This window comes from Streptomyces sp. MMBL 11-1 (assembly GCF_028622875.1).
GTDB lineage: Bacteria > Actinomycetota > Actinomycetes > Streptomycetales > Streptomycetaceae > Streptomyces.
The window spans coordinates 365,789-383,303 of sequence record NZ_CP117710.1 but is presented as its reverse complement, the minus strand read 5'-3'; the positions used below and the strand labels follow the sequence as shown (position 1 = coordinate 383,303).

Genomic DNA, 17,515 nt, shown 5'->3' with positions numbered 1-17,515 from the left:
CCGTCCAGGCGCAACCCGGCGAGGGCCCGGCCGCGCCGCCGGCGCCGAGCAGGGAGCGGACGGTGCCGGTGCGGGCGCGGCGCTCGGCGGTGGGCAGCCGGGCGGGCGAGGGCGGTGCCGGAGTCGCCGAGGCGGCGGTGGATCCCGATCCTGTAGCGGGCGATCCCGCCCCACGCCCACCAGATCGTCCTCCACCACCGGCCTGTTCGAGCCCCACTACCGCCGCATGACCCCCGCCCAGCGCGGAGCCCGGCGGGCCCGGGACCGTAACCGTCCAGCCGGCTCAGCGTTGAGGAGGCGGAGTCCTCAACCCCCTTCTCGCCGCTGCCTGCTGGAGTTGCCCGTGCCGGTCCACACGGCCCCACCCGCGACCGACCCCGCCCCCGCCCCCGCCGAGGGGCGCGGCCCGGTCGAACAAGCCGTCGTGGCCGACGCGCTCGCCGCGGCCGGGCCCGAGACCCTGGTGCGCACCGACATCCCCCAACCCGACGGCAGGGTACGCCTGTACGCGTCCTGGACCGACCGCAGCGGGCCCCTGGCCGACCGCATCGACCGCCTGGCGCTCGCGCGCGGCCTGGACGCCTGGTCCTGGGTCGAGATCCTCACCCACCACCAGCACACCACCCACCGCGGCCGGATCGAGGTACGCACCCACCCGCTCCGGCAGGTCCTCGCCGACGTCGAACGCGGCCACCACGGCAACGAGGAACACCGGGCGAACTTCGCCCGACTGCTGGCCGACAACGCCGAACAGGCCGGCCGGCCACCGCTGCCCGCGCCCGGCCTCCCCGCATGGCCCGGCATCGGCCCCCGCCACCGGCAGCGGACATCCGCCCCCGCCACCCAACCGCACCGACCCGGCCCCTGAGAGGACCGCGCCCCGCCACCCCGGGGTCGGCCATCGTACGGACGCACCGGGGCCGGGCCCCGTGGGGCGGGGCGCAGCATGACGGCGGCGCAGGCCGGCGAACAGCGGCGGGGCGGCGTTGTTCAACAGTGTTCGGCGGTGTTCGGTAGTGTTCACCGAACACCACCGGACATCTCCGCCAGCAGCAGCCCTACCGGCGTGCCGGCCGGGAGCAGCAGCGAGCGCGCCGGGCGGCAGACCGGTATCCAGCGCCGCGGGCCGAACGGCCACATCCCCGGGTGGACGAAGCCCACCCGAAGCCTCTGAGAGGACCAATCTCATGGCCCCGACCGACGTGATCGCGTACTCCGGGCTGGTCGCCTTCCTCCTCGGCGCCTTCATCGCGCTCCACGGCTGGACCAACCGATCCGCCGCACCCATGATCACGGGCCTGGTCATCGCCGTACCCGCCGCCACGCTGTCCTTCCTCATGCTGCTGCCCTGACCAACCCATCCCGCGCGCGAACAGCCGGCACCCCGACGGCCGGGCCCCCGCTGCCGGGGCGCCCCGACAGTCGAGCGGCACTGGCCCAGCCTCTGAGAACAAGCGCTCCACCGCACCGCGCAGTCACCATTCCGCAACCTGACCGGCCACTCCAGCCCGGGAGCGCGGCAGCCAGGACCTCGTCGACCACCGGCAGGCCGAGCGGGAGCAGTTACCCCTCGGCGGGCGGCCTCTCGGTGTCCACCGGTGCCCCGTAGAGCCCGCGGACCCGCGCCCGCCCGGACTCGAACCGAACAATCCGGTAGCCCGTCCGTGCACGTGACCTGCAACCGACCCGCTCTGCGGCGCTCGGCTCCGTAACGACTGCCGCCGAGCCTCGTTCTCAGCGCAGGGACGGACTGCGGCACTCGCCGCTCCGGCTCCAGCCCCGCACCATCCTCACGATCGCCCGAGAAAGTGGTCCTTGTGCTCGGTCTCGACTTCGGCGAAGCGGTACTCATCGATCCCCATGACCTCCACCTCGTGGTGAAAACCGTCCTGGACGACCCCGACGGCGAACACCCCCCGGCCGTCGCGGCCGCGCTCGAAACCGCCCGCCAGGACGAGCCCATGACCGCCGAACAGCTGTGGCACCTGACGAACTTCGCCGACCCCGCCTCCGTGTACGAGCTGTCCCTGTCGGAGCCGGACACGTCACTGAAGGACCCGCGGCTGACGGCACACATCCGGGTATGGGCCGCCCTCCACGAACAGGCACCCCGGACCACAGCCGCCCTCGCCCTCATCACCCGCACAGACACCGAACTCGCGATCACCGCGGCCCGCTACCGCCCAGACTCCCCGCCGACACCATGACCCCCGCCCCGGGCAGAGCGCGGGAGTTGATGCGCATGCGTCCCAGTTTCGCCCGCGCGGTGGTGTCTCCGAGTCACCCGCCCTACGCTGTGGGAGCCCCCTCACTGGCGGCAGGACGCTTCGTCCCCCTGACGGCTATGACGGGCTCCACTGGGAGTGCGGTGGCGGGGTTCGGCGCGTGGTCCTCTTGCCGGAGGGCGCAGAACCCCGCCACCGCCGCACAGCTCCCAGACCCCGTCGCCGAGCTCACCGCGAAAGCGGATCGCCGAGCACGCCGAACCCGTCGGGCAGGGCGCCCGCGCAGTACCGCGAGAGGCGCCGCGCCCACTACACCCGCAACACCCGCGTCCACCTCCTCGACGAACACGGCGGCCCTCCGGCCCCGATGCCGTCACGTTCACCCGCCGCCGCACCCGGGTGACGGGAACCTGGACCAACGGACACCTTCCGCCGCGCCCCGGCCAGCCGGCCGTCTACGCCGCGGACCGCAACTGACCCGAACCACCCCGAAACTCGCCGACTGAACCAGCAAGCCCCGGCCGGCTCAACGCCGGTCCGGGACTATGGGGGAGCAGACGAGCCGCGCTGCACGTTCGGGTTCTGTCTCACGGCTGCCCCGCGGGCAGGCTCAGCCGAGGCCCGCCGCCCCAGACCCAACGCGTCCGGCTCGGGCGCGGTTTCCCGTACGGGCCCGTGATGTGCAGACGGCACCGCGCTGGAGGAGCAGAAGACTCTCCCGCGGCCTGGGGCAACGTCGGCGCCAGCGGATGCCCGCAGCGCGATCGCCCGGGAGCGGGTAGCCCGAGGCGCTGTGGGGGCTGCGCAGGCCGGCTCAGCTCATGCTGATGCCGAGGGCCTCGTCTGCGTACACCACTGCGGGAGCCGGAACGAACTGGTCACCGCCGAGCGCGACCCGGGCGCCGATCGTGAACTTCCGGGCATCCTCGGGGACCTGGTCGCTCACATTCTCCCAGCTGAGGAGCCGCCAGCCCTTCTCCTTGGCCTCGGCAAGAAGCCAGATGAGAGCGGTGTCGAGGCCAAGTTGAGGATACCGAGGGCTGTCAGTGAGGTCGTCGCGCTGATGGTCGTGGAAGGCCTCGATGGTGCCCAGCACAGCAACTTCGCCAGGTCGCTCCCGTTGGGACAGCACGTCGACCTTCCACTGTCCGCCGTAGCGGTTTCCGACCACGAGGAGGACAGCGATGTGGTTCTCGTCGAACTCGGCATCCGGGACCCTCAACGGCTCGGGGACTTCGTAGTGGAGAGGCATGGCGGGTATTCTCCCGCAATCGCCTCAACCGGGTGACCGGCCGGGTGCGGGGCGTCAGCCCGGTTCCAGCGCGGTGCGGGCAAGGCGCGGGTCGAGCGCGTAGACGGCCGGCTGGCCGGGGCGCGGCGGAAGGTGCTCGTTGATCCAGGTGCCGCGCACCCACGTTCGGCGGCGGGTGAACGTCTCGCCTCGACGGCGTCGGGTCCGTAGACCGGGCCGGAAGGTCGGCTGTGCTCGTCCAGCACGGGCCGGCCGTCGGCGCCGAGGCCCAACAGCCCCTCCCCAAGGCTGGGCGAGCGGCGGTGGGCGGCTCATCCCGGGCAGTAGGGCTTCCAGGCCCCCAGAGCTCAGCCGTCATCGGAATCCCGGCCTCCCCGCCGAGTTTTGACAACTCAAATTTGACTGGCGCACACGTGGGGAGTAAATTAGTCGCATCGGGTTCCGAGGGGCGCCCGCCGGAGTACGGAGGCGTCATGAACATCACTCAGGCCACGCACGCAGCATCTAACCGGTCGCACGTCCGGATCGTAGGCGGCCCTCTCGACGGCCGGGAAGGCTTCGCCACCGGCTGGCGGCCCGCCCACGACAGCCTGCTCCTGTCCCTCCTCGACAGCGACGGCCACAACACCTGGACGGACACCCCGGTCAAGCGCCGCCAAGTTCAACTCGCCGCGCCCGCCCCCATCCCGGCCCTTCAGCCCGAGGCCGGACCGGTCCCCCGGACCATCGCCACCCTGATCACACAGACCGAAGCGCAGGGGGGCTTCGCGGCCCGCGTCAGCCCCCGGGCGTGGGAGTTCTTCATCGCCCGCCGGAACACGGACGGCGACGTCTTCCAGACGTGCGTCGCCCGCGTGGGCTACCGGGTGACCGAGACCGGCCGCAACGCGATCAGCGGCACAGCACACGAGGTCCGCCAGTGGCTCACCCGCTGCCCGTCCGTATGACGCCCCCGAATTCGCCGTTGTTCACCGAACGGCGGCCGAACGCCGCAACCGTTCCCGGACGACGATCCGGCGGGTCTGCCAGGCCGGGCGCTCACTGCTGTTCCTTTTCCACGCGCACCGCCCGCTCCGGCAGCTCGTTCGGACGGTCTTCCGACCGAGACTGCGTGCGCTCGGCTGCGTAGGGCTCCAGCGCATCGATCAGGCCTTGGAGCGGCCGCTGGTCGGTGCCGCCGGGGCGCCGACCAGCGGGCCCTGGACCAGCAGGCCGAGGGTGAGGAACGGCAGGCCGAACTCAAGCGCCTGGCGGGATTCTTCCAGCACACCGGCTTCGACCCCACAGCCTGGGACACCTTCACCCAGCTCGTTCGCACCGCCTCCGGCAACGCGATCGTCTACGGAGTGCAGAGCCCCCGCTACGGCAACGGCCTTCCGGTCCACGCCCGGGACCGGGCAAGCGCCAAGGGGTTCACCTTGCCAGCCGTACCGGACGGGGGACGTTACGCCGCGGGCTGGAGCACGCGGGCGGACCCGTCCGAGCCCCGGGGGTGCCGGGCCGGCATGTGCACGAAAGAGGCCTCGCGACCGGCGGTCACCTGGCATCCTGGTGCCGACCGGGCAACCCCGGCCCTTCTGCCCCGCGTGCGCGGGGACGGCGTCACCAGCGAACCGCACCGACCACCGGTCGCGGCCCTGTGCGCATCCGTCGTCCCCTCACTGCAGAAAGGGCCCGCCGTGCCCGAAGACACCGCCCCGTCCAGCCTGTCCAGCCCGTCCAGCGCTCTCGATGAGACCGTGGCCGCGCTCGCCGCGGCACACCCCGGCCTGCGGCAGAGCGAACCGCTCGCGTTCGGCGCCGCGTTGGCCGACGTACGGCTCACCCCACCGGGCACCGCCCGGTTCAGCTGGGCCGGGTACGAGGTTCACGTGACCGTCGGCCACGAGGACCACCTCGACCGCGACCACCCCGACAGCACCGCCCTGTACCGGCAGATCCGCGCCCACGCCACCCTCCTCGTCACCCAGACCAACACCGTGGACGGCATCGGGCACGTCGTCTGGGAAATGACCAATCCCCGGCCGGACATGGTCTTCCCCACCGCGTTCGCCGTGGCGGTCGCCGACCGGGCCGACCCCAGGTTCGCCGCCGCCGTCCTGTCGACCGTCGCCAAGGCCCTCACCCACGCCCGCCTCGCCACCGAACACGCGGCCGCCCAGGCCCAACAGGCCGCGGACGAGGTGCAGTGGGAGAGCGAACGACCGGCAGGGGTCAGCCCCCGCACGTGGCTCCGGGACAAGCGGGCACAACGGGACGCAGCGGAGTCATAGGCCCTCGGGGGCACCGCCCCCGGTCCGTTCCTCGCCCACCAGCGAACAGCTGGAGGCTCGGGGTGCCCGTCGGCTGAGCGACAGAGGGTCGGGCCCGCCGCCCGAGCCGGGCTGCACCCCGCCGCCCTGCGGGTCCGGCTCGAGGAGACGCACCCAGCTGCCCGGCGCGCTCCGGCCGGGGCGGCGGCCGGTTGGCCGGGCGCCGACGACTCCGGGCGGCGGAGCAGCGGGCGGGCGGACGCCGGGGCGGTGTCAGCCTGCCTCGTCCCAGCGCTCGGGATCAGGCATCAGCAGCATCTCCGCCTGCCGGGAGTCGCCGTCGGCGAGATGCCGGGCGAACGCCGCAAGATCGGCGCGATCGAGAAGGAGAGGGCCCTCCTGCTGCCGGTGTTCGGTCGTCCCGACGCCGAGGTGGTTGTCGTCCCAGCAGCCCAGGAGCGCCACGCGGTCGGAGGTGCCCGTCCGGTCCGCACGGTCAAGAGCGTCCTCCCGATGGCGACCCGAGGCGAGGACCTCGGCGCGGGTACCGACCAAGGTGCAGGCGTCCACGATCGAGGACCACTCCAGGTAGAGGTCATCGTCCCGTGTCGCCTTGAGGATGCAGCGGCCCATGCAGGTCTCCCGGTGCGCAGCGGAGCCGAAGGCGCGGGCACCCGCTCGCTGCCGCTTCAGATCCGGTTGAGGTGTCAGACGCCATTCTTCCCCGCCCGGGGCAACCGCGAGGCAGAGGCGGGCCAGGCTGCGCTGCGGCCAGGGCCGCGTCACGCCGCCCTGCAGATCCGGCCCCACAGCGGCGCACCCCGTCGCACGGTGCGCTCCGGCCGGCTGCCTGGCTTCGGCCTTGCGAGCCCGGCCATGTTCACCGAGGCGGTCCTGCGCCGGGTGCCTGCCGCCCACCCCCAGGGGGCCGGTGAGGTCAGCTGGTCGACGACGTCGCCCGGGCACGGGCGCAGCCCACCCGGCCTCGACCAGCGCTCGGCGCAGCCGCTCGGTGGCTGCCGGGCGCTCGACGGCGGGTTGTGCCTCGGCGGCCAGGAGCAGGTCCGGGCATGGACGCGGACCTCGATGTCGTGCCAGGGGGCGAGGGCGGACCGGGTGAGCAGGTGCGCGGCCAGGAGCAGCGCGTCGTTGTCGCGTGGATGGGCGGCGGCGCGTCGAGTGCGGTGTTGACAGCGCAGGCCCGGGCCGGGGTGTGGGCGGCGCTGCGGCGGGCCAACGGCAGCCACACCGTGTCGTCGAGGGCGGTACCGGCGAAGTCACCGGCGGCGGCGAGCGCGCCGGTCGGCAGGCCGGCGCCCAGCCCCGCCGTCCACCACCAAACTGCCACCGCCAGGACGCGAAGGCCCGCCGGGTCCGGCGCGGGCGGCGGGGCGGACGGCGGTGGCGGGGACACGGCGGACGGCGGCGGGCGGCGGGCAGGGCGGGACGACGCGGCGGCACGTCACAGGACCAGTTGGTCTTCCGCGTTCGGCCCCGGGTCCGCCTTGGGGCGGCGACACTGAAATGCGGACGGGGTCTGGAGGGCTGATGGGTTACACCGCTGTGCATCCGGTCTGGGGCCGCATGGACGTGTCCCTGGACGATCTGGGGTGTGGGCGCACCTGGGTGGAAGTCCACCGGGTCAAGGGGCTCCGGCTGGTGTGTCCGGAGTGCGGCGGGAGGGTCTTCGCCCGGGCCTCCCAGCACGGAGTGCACCACTTCTACCACCAGGTACGGCCGCCGGACTGCGAACTGGCTAATGAGTCCCCGGAGCACCACTACCTAAAGCTGGAGCTGGCCATGGCCGCCCGGGCGGCCGGATGGCGGGCCGAGCTAGAAGTCACCAGTGAAGCAGGAGACTGGCGGGCCGACGTCCTGGTCTTCGACGACCAGGGTCGGCCCTTCATGGCGCTGGAGGCGCAGCTCTCTCCGATGACACCGACCGAGGCCCGGATGCGCACCGACCGCTACGCGCGCGACGGGGTCGCGGTGTGCTGGGTCAGCCTGCAGGACCGCCCCTGGGTGCGCGCCGTACCCACGCTCAGAGCCAGCGCCCCCGCCGGAGGAGAGAAGGCCTGGACGGTGCGGCACGGGCTGGCCCGCTACACCTGGGCACCCCGCACCCTGAAGGCGAAAGCCACGTGGGAGCACATCACCTGCCCGCTCGGGGACGCCCTCACATGGATCCTCCAGGGGAAGGTACGCGTCCACACGGCGGCGAACGGGACGGTGTGGTGGACGGCGCCCGCCTACGAACAACGGGCCCTGGAGCGTGCCCGGATGGAAGCCGAAGCCGAAGCCGCCCGCCAGGAGGCCGCAGCGCAGCGCCGCCGCGACCAGATCGCGGCCGCCGGCCGGCGCCGCCGGGGCGCCGAGCAGCGGGCCCTGGACCGTCAGGCCGAGCACGAAGAACGGCAGGCCGAACTCCAGCGCCTGGCAGGATTCTTCCAGCACACCGGCTTCGACCCCACAGCCTGGGACACCTTCACCCAGCTCGTCCGCACCGCCTCCGGCAAAGCGATCGTCTACGGAGAGCAGAGCTCCCGCTACGGCAACGGACTTTCGGTCCACGCCCGGACCCGGGCAAGCGACAAGGGATTCACCCTGGCCGCCGTCGTCTGCCCCGACCCGCACGCGCTCACCCACTGGCCGGAGAACCTCGACATCCTGGTCCCCGACCACACCTGGCTCGCCCGCATCCGCACCACCGCCACGGCCCCGCTCCGCGTCGCCGTACTCAACCCCCACACCCGACGCACCACCTTCGAACACATCCCCCCAGCAGCGAGCCCTGCCGGACGCGAGAGTTGATGCACAAGCGTCCCAGTACCGGCCGCACGCTGGCGCCGGCCACAACGCCCGCCGTACGCTGCGAAGCGACCCGGCACCGACGGCACAACGGTTGACCCCTGTCGCTCTGGCGGGCTCCATCAGGGCGGGGTTCGGCGCAGGATCCTCTTGCCGGAGGGCACCGAACCCCACCCCAACCGCGGCGGGCTCAACAGCTCGGCCGGACACGACTCACCCGCGCACGCCCTCCGAAGGCCCCACTCAGTTGCACACCCGCAGCCCACAAGGGCACGCCGCGAGCGGATCGATAGGCCGGTCAAACTACTCGGCCTGTCGGTACCGGATGCCGCGGTGGGCTAGGGAAGAATCCGGACCGGAGCCCGCCCGCGCTCCTCGCACGTGGCCGGGCGGGCCGCCCGGCCCATGCACGCGCACGACCGCGGCGGCTGCCGTACCTGGAACCCAACCACCCAGTCCGCAAGCCCCCGCACACAGCTAGATCCGCGCGGGACTCCGGCAATCCACCGGGCGCGGCATCAACGCTTCGGTGACGCTGCGGGGCATCAATGGTCGTGGGCGTTTCACAAGGTGAAGGCGTCCTCTCGGACGTTTTCTCGCAGGTCAGCGCTGAAACGGGGAGTCGCGTTTCACTCTTTGGCGAGGTGCGTTTCAGTACGCGTTTCACCTCTGCGGTCGTCGGACGAGCGTCCGCGGGATCTCCTAGAACGGCTGGTGCCTTTCGAGGAGCACGAAGCGGCCACGGACGTTTAGGTCGCACTCCGTGCGGGACGTCATGGCCGAGTCACCTGGCGCGGCGGTGGCCGGAGAGACGTCCCCGAGCATTCAACGGATCGCGTCGGGGGTGAGATCTCGAAGGAACAGTCTCGGGTATCCGCCGAGGTCGTCGATGACCTCCATGGCGGCCCAACCGGTGTGGTGGCGGCAGGTGCCCCAGATAGTCCCGCTCCGGGGGTGGTCGCTGTTGCTCCAGGTCCAGGTGATGCGTCTCGGTGTGCTCGGGCAGAAGCGCCACCGGGCCCAGGGGGTTTCGTCGAGCCAGGTGGCGGCGCTGGCGAGGTCGGTGAACTCGGCCTTCACAGAGGTTTCGGGCAGAGCACAGGCACAGCGAACGTGCAGTACCTCTGCCCCCGGATCTCGGCACGAACGAGCGCAGTGGGCTTCCGCACGAGGTGGCCGGTGGTTGCTCCCGGTGTTGCAGTCCGGCGGCTGGTCGTGAGAGGGCCGTACTGTCGCGCTCCCTGCACCGCGTCGCGGCGGGTATACGCGAGAGGCCCGTACTGGCGGCGGTCACCCTCAACCTCCCGCACCGCCCACCCCTGCCCTGAAGGCGTGCACGTTCCGGGAAGGTGAAGCACTGCGAAGGCCCACGGGCGGGAGATCGTGTCGGCGTCCTGGTCGAAGAACCAGCCGTCGACACCGAAAAGGTCCCGGACGGTCGTTCGCTGCTGACGGTCTCCCGCCGGGTGGGGGCGGAACTTCCTGAACTCGGGCAGGGGCTTCTGCTGACGCTGTCGGTCGATCACACGATGCAATACGGATCTCCTCGCAGTGAGTCTGTCGACGGGCCGAACATGTGGGCCCGCAGCACGGTCCGGGGCGGCGGGCGGGGCAGGTGTGGCTCCACGCCGGTGAGCCAGCGGTCACCAGTCCCAGCAGGGGCCGTAGTGGTGGAGGTGGAGGTCGATGACCTCGTGAATGTCGGCTTCGGTGAAACCACAGGCTTCGGCCGAGAGGTCATCGGCGAAGTCGATGGAGATCTCCAGCAGGACGCTGAGCAGGACCTCCAGGGCCTGCGGCGGCAGCGTCACGGTGTGCCGGGTATCGCCGGGGAAGATCTGGTCGGCGAGGAGGGCTGCCAGGCGCTGACCGAGCGGTTCGGGCCGGCTCAGGAGATCGGCGCACAGGTGGCGGGCGATGGGGGCGGGCAGAGTGACGATGGGGGCGGCAAGCATGGGATTCGGTCGACAGCGATAGGGGGCCACCTGTGCGCTCCTCAGGTAGTGGGTGATCAGGTGGCCGTCGGGAGGAGTCGGCACAGGGCATGGGTACGTGCATGCGGCGGCGAAGGATCGTCGCCGTACGGAGCGGACGAGCGGTGGTCAGGGAGGGGCCGCAGACCGGTCGGGGTGTTGCTGGAGTTCAGCGGCTGGGGAGCTGGAGGTCCTTCCACGCTTCGCCATCCCATACCTGCCAAGAGGCGGGATGGGGCTGTTCCTCGCGGAGTTCGCGGGCGAGCTGGTTCATGTAGGGGTAGTCGCCCCGGGCGAGCCAGACCGAGGGAACGTCCGCCTCGACGCTGTGCACCATGTACCCCTCAGCGTCCCGCCCCCGCAGCAGGCTCTTGCGCGTGCGGGCGCAGCGCTTGGCCGCCCGCGCCAGGTCGTACTCGTCGATCAGGTGCTCGTACACCTCCTCCTCGCTGACAGGCTTGCCCTTCCAGCGGCAGGAGGCGACGAAGTCCCTCATGGCCTGCCGGATGTCGAAGCTGACCGCGTTGAACCAGGTGTCCCCGCCATTGCCGTGATTCTCGATGACACCCAAGAGGGCTCGGCCCTCCCTCACGTTCACGCTGAACGCGACCCCGCAACGCAGTTCGGTCTGCTGAAGACCGGTCAGCCTGTAGCGGGTGTGGGGTACTTCCATGCCGGTCATGGGCAAGGTGGACAGGTGGGCCATGAATTCTCTCCGCTGTCGGATGTCAAGGAGGCTGCTGGCCCCGGAGGAGTAAGGCCGTCGGGGCCAGCAACTTTTGGCGATCGTGCCCGCGTTGGGGCCATCGCCTCTGGGCACCGCCGGGCGGCGCGTCAGTAGGCCGGTCCTGCTGTCGGTCCTCCGGAACGTGGTGAGCTGCGTCGGAGGCCCTGGTCTTCCCTACACGGCGGCCCGCGGCCGTGCTGGTGGGTGTGGTGGGTGGCGGTGCTCCTGGGGGGATTCGAACCCCAATCTCCGGATCCGTAGTCCGGTGTCCTCTCCGTTGGACGACAGAAGCTTGGGTACTGCCCGGGGGCCCACCGCGCTCGCGAGTTGGGCGGGGCTGCTCGGTCGGGCCTGGGTTCCCGCCCCGGCCGGGGATCGGGTCGGATGGGGCCCGAAGGGCTTGCTCGTCGCCTTCCCCGGCCGGGGCGGGGCCGCCCGCTGCTCCTCCCCAGGAGCTGCGGGCGACGAGTGCCTGCGGGTCGGATTGGCCTGGGGAGACTTCACCGCATCGCTGGCACGTCGTGACCGGACGGGACTCGAACCCGTATCCAACCCCGCAGGGTTGCTCTGCCAATTGAGCTACCGATCCAGAGGAAGCGTCCCCCCTCCTTCAACCCGCACCGGGGATCAGCCGGGCAGGTCCGTTCTGTGTGCTGGTACACCAATCGAGGACGTCGCCTCTGGGAGTTGCTGCACCAACACGTCGTGATCCGAGAGGAATCGAACCTCTGGCCCTCCCCCGGCTTGGGGGCCGCTCTCGCCAACCTGAGCTACGGATCGGTCAGACGGAGTGGATCGGCCGCTCCCCAACGTCTGACGTTGGGGAGCCGATCGCTCTCTCCCAACACCTAAAGAATACCCCACAGCCGCCCCCTGTGTCAATTGTGAGTTGTCGTTGACGCTTCGAGGCCCCTGCGCCGCGGGCCGCTCGCACCCCAGACCTCCGCGCGGACGAATCGGCCAGCGGCGGCCGACCGTGCAGGCCGGCAGGGTCGCCAAGGAACGGCCCGAGCCTCCGCGCCATGCCGCATCATCCGCGCTCGCTGGCACGGATACCCCCTGACCGCCCGCTGGCACACATCGCCAGACCTGACGCCCAGCGAGTCGCGACGGCGCACACACGACAGGTAATAATTGACTAATCACGCCCCTGAGAGTAAATTAGGGCTTGTTCACCTATCCCTGCGGGAGGTTCTCAGATGGCCGCTGAACTCGTTCGCGTTGCTCGCGTCGTCTCCGACTCGACATGGCTCGGCAAGGACGTCACCGATCACCTTGGCCGACCGGCCGTCGTTCGACGCGTCTATGACGTCAACGGCCAGCGCACCGCCGTCCTCACCTCCGCCCTCCCCGCGATCAAGGGCGGTGAGGCGATATCCGGTGAACACGTCGATCTGCTGTCCATCGGCGGCCAGGCTCCGATCTTCCCCGGCTACCTGGACAAGCTCGACGAGCTCGCCGACCTGGAGAACACCCTGCACAGCGAAGGCGCAACCGAGGAGGACGCGCTCCTCTTCCGCGCTGCCGACCAGGTCCTCAAGCCGTACCAGCAGGCCGAGTACCACCTCCGCCAGGCGCTGGTCGACCAGGCCGAACCCGGCGACCGGGTCTACCTCACCGGGAAGGACTGGTACGCCACCATCGTCGACATCGACGACCACCCGCTGCACGACCTGCCCCGCATGGCCCTGGGCATCCGCCTCGACGACAGCGCCCTCGCCGAGGAGCCCCACCTCCTGGAACGCCACCCCGACGGCATCATCCAGCTCAGCACACTGATGATGTGGCCCACCCTCGGTCTCATCTGACCGAGACCGGCCGCAGGCAGCCCAGCACGGCGGCGCACAACGGCTGCCTCGACCACCCATCGACCAAGCTCCCGGAGGGCACCACCTTGCGCTACTACGCCGGCGACACCGTCCGCATCCTGCACCCCCAGCACCAGGGGGAGGTTCTACCCGTCATATGCAAGAAGGACGGCCTGCTGTTCTTCCTCGGCGTCGATGGCGGCATCTGGCCCGACCAGGTCGAACTCGTCCGCGCACGCACCGGCAACCCGTGCGGCACTCCATGCACGCATACCTCGGGAGACTGCCGCCACTGCCGGGGACTGTGCCAGCAGCCCTACGGCGAATGCCCTCCGCGCGACGAGGCCCCCGTCATCGTCTTCACCGGCCCCCGCTGGTAGCCGGACCCGTCAGCCCGTGCGGCTGGCTGCGACCATCCTTCCTGCCGCGCTCCCGAGGCGACATCCGCGTCAACTCACCACCAGGAGAACTCCGTGCACGCCGATAGCATCCCCAGCCACATCACCCAGCTCACCTATAGCGCCCCGGGGCCGGCGCTCTCCCAGGACCAGGCTGCGGCTCTCCTCGCGCACTACTGGCCAGCCATTGAGCAGCACATCCGCCACCAGGTCTCCGACGAGATCCTCGGCCGCCACGACACCCTCGCCGACGGGGACACCACCGCAGGCATCGGCCACGATGGCGAACCCACCGCTCGCCCCGCGCCCGACCCCACGACATGCGCCATCGAATCCGCTCGTTCGGAGCTGAACCGGAGCGTCAGCCCGACAGCCGACCTCGCCCGTGCCGACGAGCTGAGAGCCACTCTGCAGGACGTCCTGATGCAGTTCGAGCACTCCGGGCGCAACCGCGAAGCACAGACCTGTCTCGTCACCACACGCCAGACGGACGAGTGGTGGGCGGTCCTGTACAGGCCCTACCCGCGCAGGGGAACGACCTTCCCGGCGGGTCCTCTTCCGGCCGTTCCCGACGACGGATGGAACGTCGAGAAGGTTTCCGACACGGCCATCGGTGAGGACCAGACCGCCACCACCGTCTACAGCCTCGATGCCCCCACCGCCGACGACGCCGAACTCCGCCTGCTCGCATGGATCAGCCACGTCGAGACCGATCCGCACGGGGCGACCGCGACTGCCACCTCACCTGACAGGCCCGGCACCTACACCGTCTACCTGACCCAGCCCCCTCACTGACCAACCGCCAGCCTGTCACGGGGTCCGAGAAGTCCATGTGTACCGGGTCGCCAGCATCCGCATGATTCAGCCTCCGTCGCCCCTGCGCCGAGGGAAGCCGCGCTCTACGCCCTCGTGCGCCAGCCTCTGGGCGCCCAGGGCGCGGAGGCGCCGGGTCATCGGCGGCCAGTCCTCCCTGGCCGGTGAAACGACCAACCCCTGCCGAATCTCCGACGCGGTGGGATTCGCCGGCCTGGAACGCGGTGCCGTATCGCCTACCGCCCGCTCGGATGCACAGCTCGGAGCGCTGACCGTGGCGGTCACACACCGCTCGCCAGAGACGGGCAGCGGTCTGCGGGGTGACCCGCGGCGCGTTCAGCGGATCGGCGTGCCGCTCGCCGGCCCGGGCCCGCAGTCACTGTGGTGCGCGGGGCCGCGGGCGGTCACGGCGCGGGCAGGGGCGGCCGTTGTTCCGTCGCAGCGGTCGCCGTCCGCGCTGCCCTGGGAGGCCCGTACCAGTCGACGTCGTCATAGATCGGGTCGGCCGAGGGGTCTTGCGCGAGATCGGCGCCCAGGTCGGCGCCGTAGCTTGCACCATCGTCGTAGATGCCGCTCATGGTCAGTCCTCCTCTGCCTCGGTGGCGGTCTGCCACGTGTCGCCGGTGCACTGGACGAGATGCACGTCCGGCCAGGCGGCACGGCTGTCCGCGAGGCGCTCTTTGGCAGCTTCAGGGCCCAGTCGGCCGGCCCAGTGGTTCAATGTCGCCGGAGCGGGACGCAGAGGCGATGCCGTACTCGGTTCTCGTCATGAGCAGTTCTCCTTGGACTCGGCGCGGGCTCGTGTTGCCTTGGTCCGGGTGGGCTCCGAGCACTCACGAAACGTCATTCAACAGCCTGCAGTTCAGACACAACAGCCCGGTCTTGAAGCACGTCGTGACGCAGTGATGGTCTGCTTTCCGCAGTCCGTCGAAGCAGTGCCTGGAGTCCTGACGGCGAGTGGGCTCCGGCCGGTAGTCATACGGGATCAGGCGGCCGCTGCCGCAGAGCCTGCAAACGGTCCGCCGCCGCGGATCTTCGTCTCGGACAGTCCGTCCATCTGGTTGCATGCGAGCGGGCCTTTCAGGTGCCGTTGGTCGCGCCGGGGAGGCGCACCCGGTCTGGCTGTGCGGGCGACCGTGTGTCTGATGGGCTGACCTGTAGCGCGTCCTCGGACGAGCAAGTTTGAAGGGCCACGGGTTCTGCCGGCTGACGGCGTCGGCCTGGTGAGGGCCCCAGGGTGGGGCGGGAACGTGGGCGTGAGCGCCCACGGCAGGATTCGAACCTGCGCAACAGCACACGGCCCTGTGCTAGGGGCCGCTGCCTCCCCAGGCCTTTCGGGCCTTGGAGCGTGGACGAGAGGGGAGCGGGACACGACCGTCCACCGGTTCGGTGAACGGTCGGGCACCGTGGGGGTCAGGAGGCTTCGGGCTTCTGAATGTAGGGATCGAGGGTGGCGAGAGCGCGCAGGACGGAGGCGGTTCCGTAGCCGTCCGTCCACGGCCACTTGATGCCGTAGGTCGCAGAAGTGCCCGTGAACGGATCGGTGCGCAGCGGCCGGGGGTCGACGACGCGGGTGCCCTGGACGACGTAGTGATGCAACGCCACAGCCCACTGCTCGCGCGGGTTGTGGCCGATGGCGACGTAGTAGTCGTTGGGCAGCCGCAGCAGTGCCACCGTCCAGCCCGCCGGGGCGTTGGTGGCGTACGTGACTCGGATGCCGAGGGCGCCGACGCCCGGGACGGGGGGAAGAGGCGTCCGGAGCGTGAGGTCGTTGGTCTTTCGTCGGCTCATGGTTGTAACCCCTCGGGCAGTGGCGGGATGTTGTGGAAGCTCGGACCTGCGGCTTGGATCTTTGTCGGGCTCGGGGAGCTACGGAGTCCGGGGCTCTCGGGCTGGACTCGGCCGGTGTGCACCGGGCGACTGGTCGGCTACGCCGAGGGCGCCTCGTCGCCCCGCCCGGGTCCGCCAGGTGGTGGAGGCCCCTACGGGGGGGGCGGGCACTCCGGCGAGGACGGTCGCAGCGCGCCGACCAACAGAAACTAATTTACCCAGAACGTGTGCTGTTGTCAATTTTTACATGTCGAACAGTCGTGCGCCTGCGCTGTCACCCAGAGGCGGAACGCTGCTCGCGGTCGATCTGCTCGATACGCTTCACCATCTTCTCGACCGCCCGTCGAGCCTCCTCGACCGCGCGGGAGAGAGCCGACTCCAGGGCTTCGCGCATGCGGGCGGGCTCACGCTCGTTGGCAGCTTCGGACACCTCGCACAGCACGGCGCCCTCCATGGTGATGGTGCCGATCATCATGACGGCGAAGGAGGGCACCTCGCTGACGGACGGCGGCATGTCCTCGTGAGTTGCCGGGCGCACCTGGATGTCGACGGTGAAGCCTGCATGAAGAAATCGGGCTCGGCCGTCGATGTCGAGGCGGAACCCCGGGTCGCAGGCCGGATAGGGGTGGATCTGGTGAAACGGCATGAAGGCTCCAGGGGACGTCAGGGAACTGGGTACAAGGCGAGTTCGGAGAGGTATCCCGCCCTCGGCGCGCCAGCCTGGAGCCGGCACGTGAGGCCACCTCAGCGGCAGGGCCGGGGGCGGGCGCGGGTGGAGTCACCCGGTGGTCGGACGCAGCCGCGCCAGATCGCTTCTTGTCATCTCGGGAGTGTGTACGCCGAGGTCGTGGCGCAGGATCTCCCACTCGCGGTTCAGGACGGTGCGCCCCTCGGCCACGGGAAGCGGGTGAGACTCGCCGCCGGACCTGCCGGTGCCCAGGCTCAGCTGGGTGCCGCAGCCATTCGGGCACGGTCCGACGTAGGTGGCGCGGCGACCGGGCCGGGACGTCTCGAAGAAGCGCCCCTTGGAGTCGAAGCCCGCCCTGATGACCCCGCCGTCGGTGGCGACGTGGACCGGCTTGCGGCAGCTCCAGCAGTGCCAGAAGTGCGTGAAGCGGACTCCGCTGACGGTGATGGTCCACCCTGCCCTCTCGGCGCGCGGAAGCGGAGAGGGCAGCACGCCGATCTCAACGAACCGGCGGCTGTCGTCCCCCCAGACGGCGGGCGGAGTGGCTGGTGCTGCAAGGGTGGGCTTGTTCGATCCCTTGCACAGTCCGTAGTTGTACGCGGCGTAGGGGAAGTCGTGCTCGGCCGCGATGCCGGCCGAGTCCGCTTCAGCGGGCATGAGGCAGTGGGCGCAGCGGGTGGCGTCACTCATGGGGCTCCTCCAAGAATCAGGGCGTACTGCGAGGCGATGCCATCTGGCTGA

Annotated in this window: 21 protein-coding genes and 3 tRNA genes; 9 read left to right on the top strand and 15 right to left on the bottom strand. The window is 70.8% G+C overall.

Annotation, left to right across the window (positions count from 1 at the left end; translation table 11 throughout):
- The first annotated feature begins 343 nt into the window (after positions 1 to 343).
- The 3 genes from PSQ21_RS37250 (at position 344) to PSQ21_RS37240 (ending at position 2,207) form a co-directional block, all read left to right on the top strand.
- Positions 344 to 868 (top strand): hypothetical protein, encoded by a 525-nt coding sequence (locus PSQ21_RS37250; protein ID WP_274036225.1) that lies wholly within the window; start codon positions 344 to 346, stop codon positions 866 to 868.
- Positions 869 to 1,187: 319 nt separating this feature from the next.
- Positions 1,188 to 1,352 carry a hypothetical protein gene (locus tag PSQ21_RS37245; protein ID WP_274036673.1) on the top strand — a complete coding sequence of 55 codons (165 nt, stop codon included), beginning with the start codon at positions 1,188 to 1,190 and terminating at the stop codon, positions 1,350 to 1,352.
- Positions 1,353 to 1,817: 465 nt separating this feature from the next.
- The gene (locus PSQ21_RS37240) at positions 1,818 to 2,207 is read left to right on the top strand and encodes a hypothetical protein (protein ID WP_274036672.1); all 390 of its coding nucleotides are present in this window, start codon (positions 1,818 to 1,820) and stop codon (positions 2,205 to 2,207) included.
- 832 nt (positions 2,208 to 3,039) lie between these two features.
- On the opposite strand, the gene PSQ21_RS37235 is transcribed toward PSQ21_RS37240, so the two are convergent.
- Positions 3,040 to 3,477 (bottom strand): hypothetical protein, encoded by a 438-nt coding sequence (locus tag PSQ21_RS37235; protein WP_274036671.1) that lies wholly within the window; start codon positions 3,475 to 3,477, stop codon positions 3,040 to 3,042.
- Positions 3,478 to 3,950: 473 nt separating this feature from the next.
- On the opposite strand from PSQ21_RS37235, the gene PSQ21_RS37230 reads away from it, so the two are divergent.
- A complete protein-coding gene (locus PSQ21_RS37230) occupies positions 3,951 to 4,424 on the top strand; it encodes a hypothetical protein (RefSeq protein ID WP_274036670.1) in 474 nt (157 codons plus the stop codon).
- A 198-nt stretch (positions 4,425 to 4,622) separates the two neighbouring features.
- Here PSQ21_RS37230 and PSQ21_RS37225 read toward each other — a convergent pair whose 3' ends face one another.
- Positions 4,623 to 4,745, bottom strand: a complete 123-nt coding sequence (locus tag PSQ21_RS37225; protein ID WP_274036669.1) for a hypothetical protein — start codon at positions 4,743 to 4,745, stop codon at positions 4,623 to 4,625.
- A gap of 411 nt (positions 4,746 to 5,156) precedes the next feature.
- Between PSQ21_RS37225 and PSQ21_RS37220 the strand changes: the two genes are divergently transcribed.
- A complete protein-coding gene (locus PSQ21_RS37220; protein ID WP_274036668.1) occupies positions 5,157 to 5,750 on the top strand; it encodes a hypothetical protein in 594 nt (197 codons plus the stop codon).
- 252 nt (positions 5,751 to 6,002) lie between these two features.
- On the opposite strand, the gene PSQ21_RS37215 is transcribed toward PSQ21_RS37220, so the two are convergent.
- Together PSQ21_RS37215 and PSQ21_RS37210 are read right to left on the bottom strand one after the other, a co-directional pair.
- Entirely contained in the window at positions 6,003 to 6,362 is a 360-nt protein-coding gene (locus tag PSQ21_RS37215; protein WP_274036667.1) for a hypothetical protein, read from the bottom strand.
- 149 nt (positions 6,363 to 6,511) lie between these two features.
- On the bottom strand, positions 6,512 to 6,976 hold the full coding sequence (locus PSQ21_RS37210; RefSeq protein ID WP_274036666.1) for a hypothetical protein: 465 nt from the start codon (positions 6,974 to 6,976) through the stop codon (positions 6,512 to 6,514).
- A 301-nt stretch (positions 6,977 to 7,277) separates the two neighbouring features.
- Between PSQ21_RS37210 and PSQ21_RS37205 the strand changes: the two genes are divergently transcribed.
- Positions 7,278 to 8,540 (top strand): competence protein CoiA, encoded by a 1,263-nt coding sequence (locus tag PSQ21_RS37205; RefSeq protein ID WP_274036665.1) that lies wholly within the window; start codon positions 7,278 to 7,280, stop codon positions 8,538 to 8,540.
- 822 nt (positions 8,541 to 9,362) lie between these two features.
- Here PSQ21_RS37205 and PSQ21_RS37200 read toward each other — a convergent pair.
- The 7 genes from PSQ21_RS37200 to PSQ21_RS37170 form a co-directional block, all read right to left on the bottom strand.
- Positions 9,363 to 9,617, bottom strand: coding sequence for a hypothetical protein (locus tag PSQ21_RS37200; RefSeq protein ID WP_274036664.1), 255 nt, complete (start codon positions 9,615 to 9,617; stop codon positions 9,363 to 9,365).
- On the bottom strand, positions 9,614 to 10,072 hold the full coding sequence (locus tag PSQ21_RS37195; RefSeq protein ID WP_274036663.1) for a hypothetical protein: 459 nt from the start codon (positions 10,070 to 10,072) through the stop codon (positions 9,614 to 9,616). The genes PSQ21_RS37200 and PSQ21_RS37195 overlap by 4 nt, the downstream gene beginning before the upstream one ends.
- A gap of 108 nt (positions 10,073 to 10,180) precedes the next feature.
- Positions 10,181 to 10,492, bottom strand: coding sequence for a hypothetical protein (locus tag PSQ21_RS37190; protein WP_274036662.1), 312 nt, complete (start codon positions 10,490 to 10,492; stop codon positions 10,181 to 10,183).
- A gap of 187 nt (positions 10,493 to 10,679) precedes the next feature.
- Positions 10,680 to 11,183 carry a hypothetical protein gene (locus tag PSQ21_RS37185; protein WP_274036661.1) on the bottom strand — a complete coding sequence of 168 codons (504 nt, stop codon included), beginning with the start codon at positions 11,181 to 11,183 and terminating at the stop codon, positions 10,680 to 10,682.
- A gap of 274 nt (positions 11,184 to 11,457) precedes the next feature.
- A tRNA-Arg gene (locus PSQ21_RS37180) sits at positions 11,458 to 11,529 on the bottom strand.
- A gap of 228 nt (positions 11,530 to 11,757) precedes the next feature.
- Positions 11,758 to 11,826, bottom strand: a tRNA-OTHER gene (locus PSQ21_RS37175).
- A 116-nt stretch (positions 11,827 to 11,942) separates the two neighbouring features.
- Positions 11,943 to 12,017: transfer RNA gene (locus PSQ21_RS37170), tRNA-Ala, on the bottom strand.
- Positions 12,018 to 12,436: 419 nt separating this feature from the next.
- Between PSQ21_RS37170 and PSQ21_RS37165 the strand changes: the two genes are divergently transcribed.
- The 3 genes from PSQ21_RS37165 to PSQ21_RS37155 all read left to right on the top strand — a co-directional run bounded on the left by PSQ21_RS37165 (position 12,437) and on the right by PSQ21_RS37155 (position 14,238).
- Positions 12,437 to 13,045: a hypothetical protein gene (locus PSQ21_RS37165; RefSeq protein WP_274036660.1), complete on the top strand. Its 609-nt coding sequence runs from the start codon at positions 12,437 to 12,439 to the stop codon at positions 13,043 to 13,045.
- On the top strand, positions 13,021 to 13,425 hold the full coding sequence (locus PSQ21_RS37160) for a hypothetical protein (protein WP_274036659.1): 405 nt from the start codon (positions 13,021 to 13,023) through the stop codon (positions 13,423 to 13,425). The genes PSQ21_RS37165 and PSQ21_RS37160 overlap by 25 nt, the downstream gene beginning before the upstream one ends.
- Before the next feature lie 93 nt (positions 13,426 to 13,518).
- On the top strand, positions 13,519 to 14,238 hold the full coding sequence (locus PSQ21_RS37155) for a hypothetical protein (RefSeq protein WP_274036658.1): 720 nt from the start codon (positions 13,519 to 13,521) through the stop codon (positions 14,236 to 14,238).
- 422 nt (positions 14,239 to 14,660) lie between these two features.
- Here the strand turns inward: PSQ21_RS37155 and PSQ21_RS37150 are convergent, their stop codons facing one another.
- From PSQ21_RS37150 to PSQ21_RS37135, 4 genes are all read right to left on the bottom strand, one after another.
- Positions 14,661 to 14,834, bottom strand: a complete 174-nt coding sequence (locus PSQ21_RS37150; protein ID WP_274036657.1) for a hypothetical protein — start codon at positions 14,832 to 14,834, stop codon at positions 14,661 to 14,663.
- 835 nt (positions 14,835 to 15,669) lie between these two features.
- Positions 15,670 to 16,047, bottom strand: coding sequence for a hypothetical protein (locus PSQ21_RS37145; RefSeq protein ID WP_274036656.1), 378 nt, complete (start codon positions 16,045 to 16,047; stop codon positions 15,670 to 15,672).
- Positions 16,048 to 16,360: 313 nt separating this feature from the next.
- A complete protein-coding gene (locus tag PSQ21_RS37140; protein WP_274036655.1) occupies positions 16,361 to 16,732 on the bottom strand; it encodes a hypothetical protein in 372 nt (123 codons plus the stop codon).
- A 132-nt stretch (positions 16,733 to 16,864) separates the two neighbouring features.
- Positions 16,865 to 17,464, bottom strand: a complete 600-nt coding sequence (locus tag PSQ21_RS37135) for a hypothetical protein (RefSeq protein WP_274036654.1) — start codon at positions 17,462 to 17,464, stop codon at positions 16,865 to 16,867.
- Positions 17,465 to 17,515 lie beyond the last annotated feature (51 nt).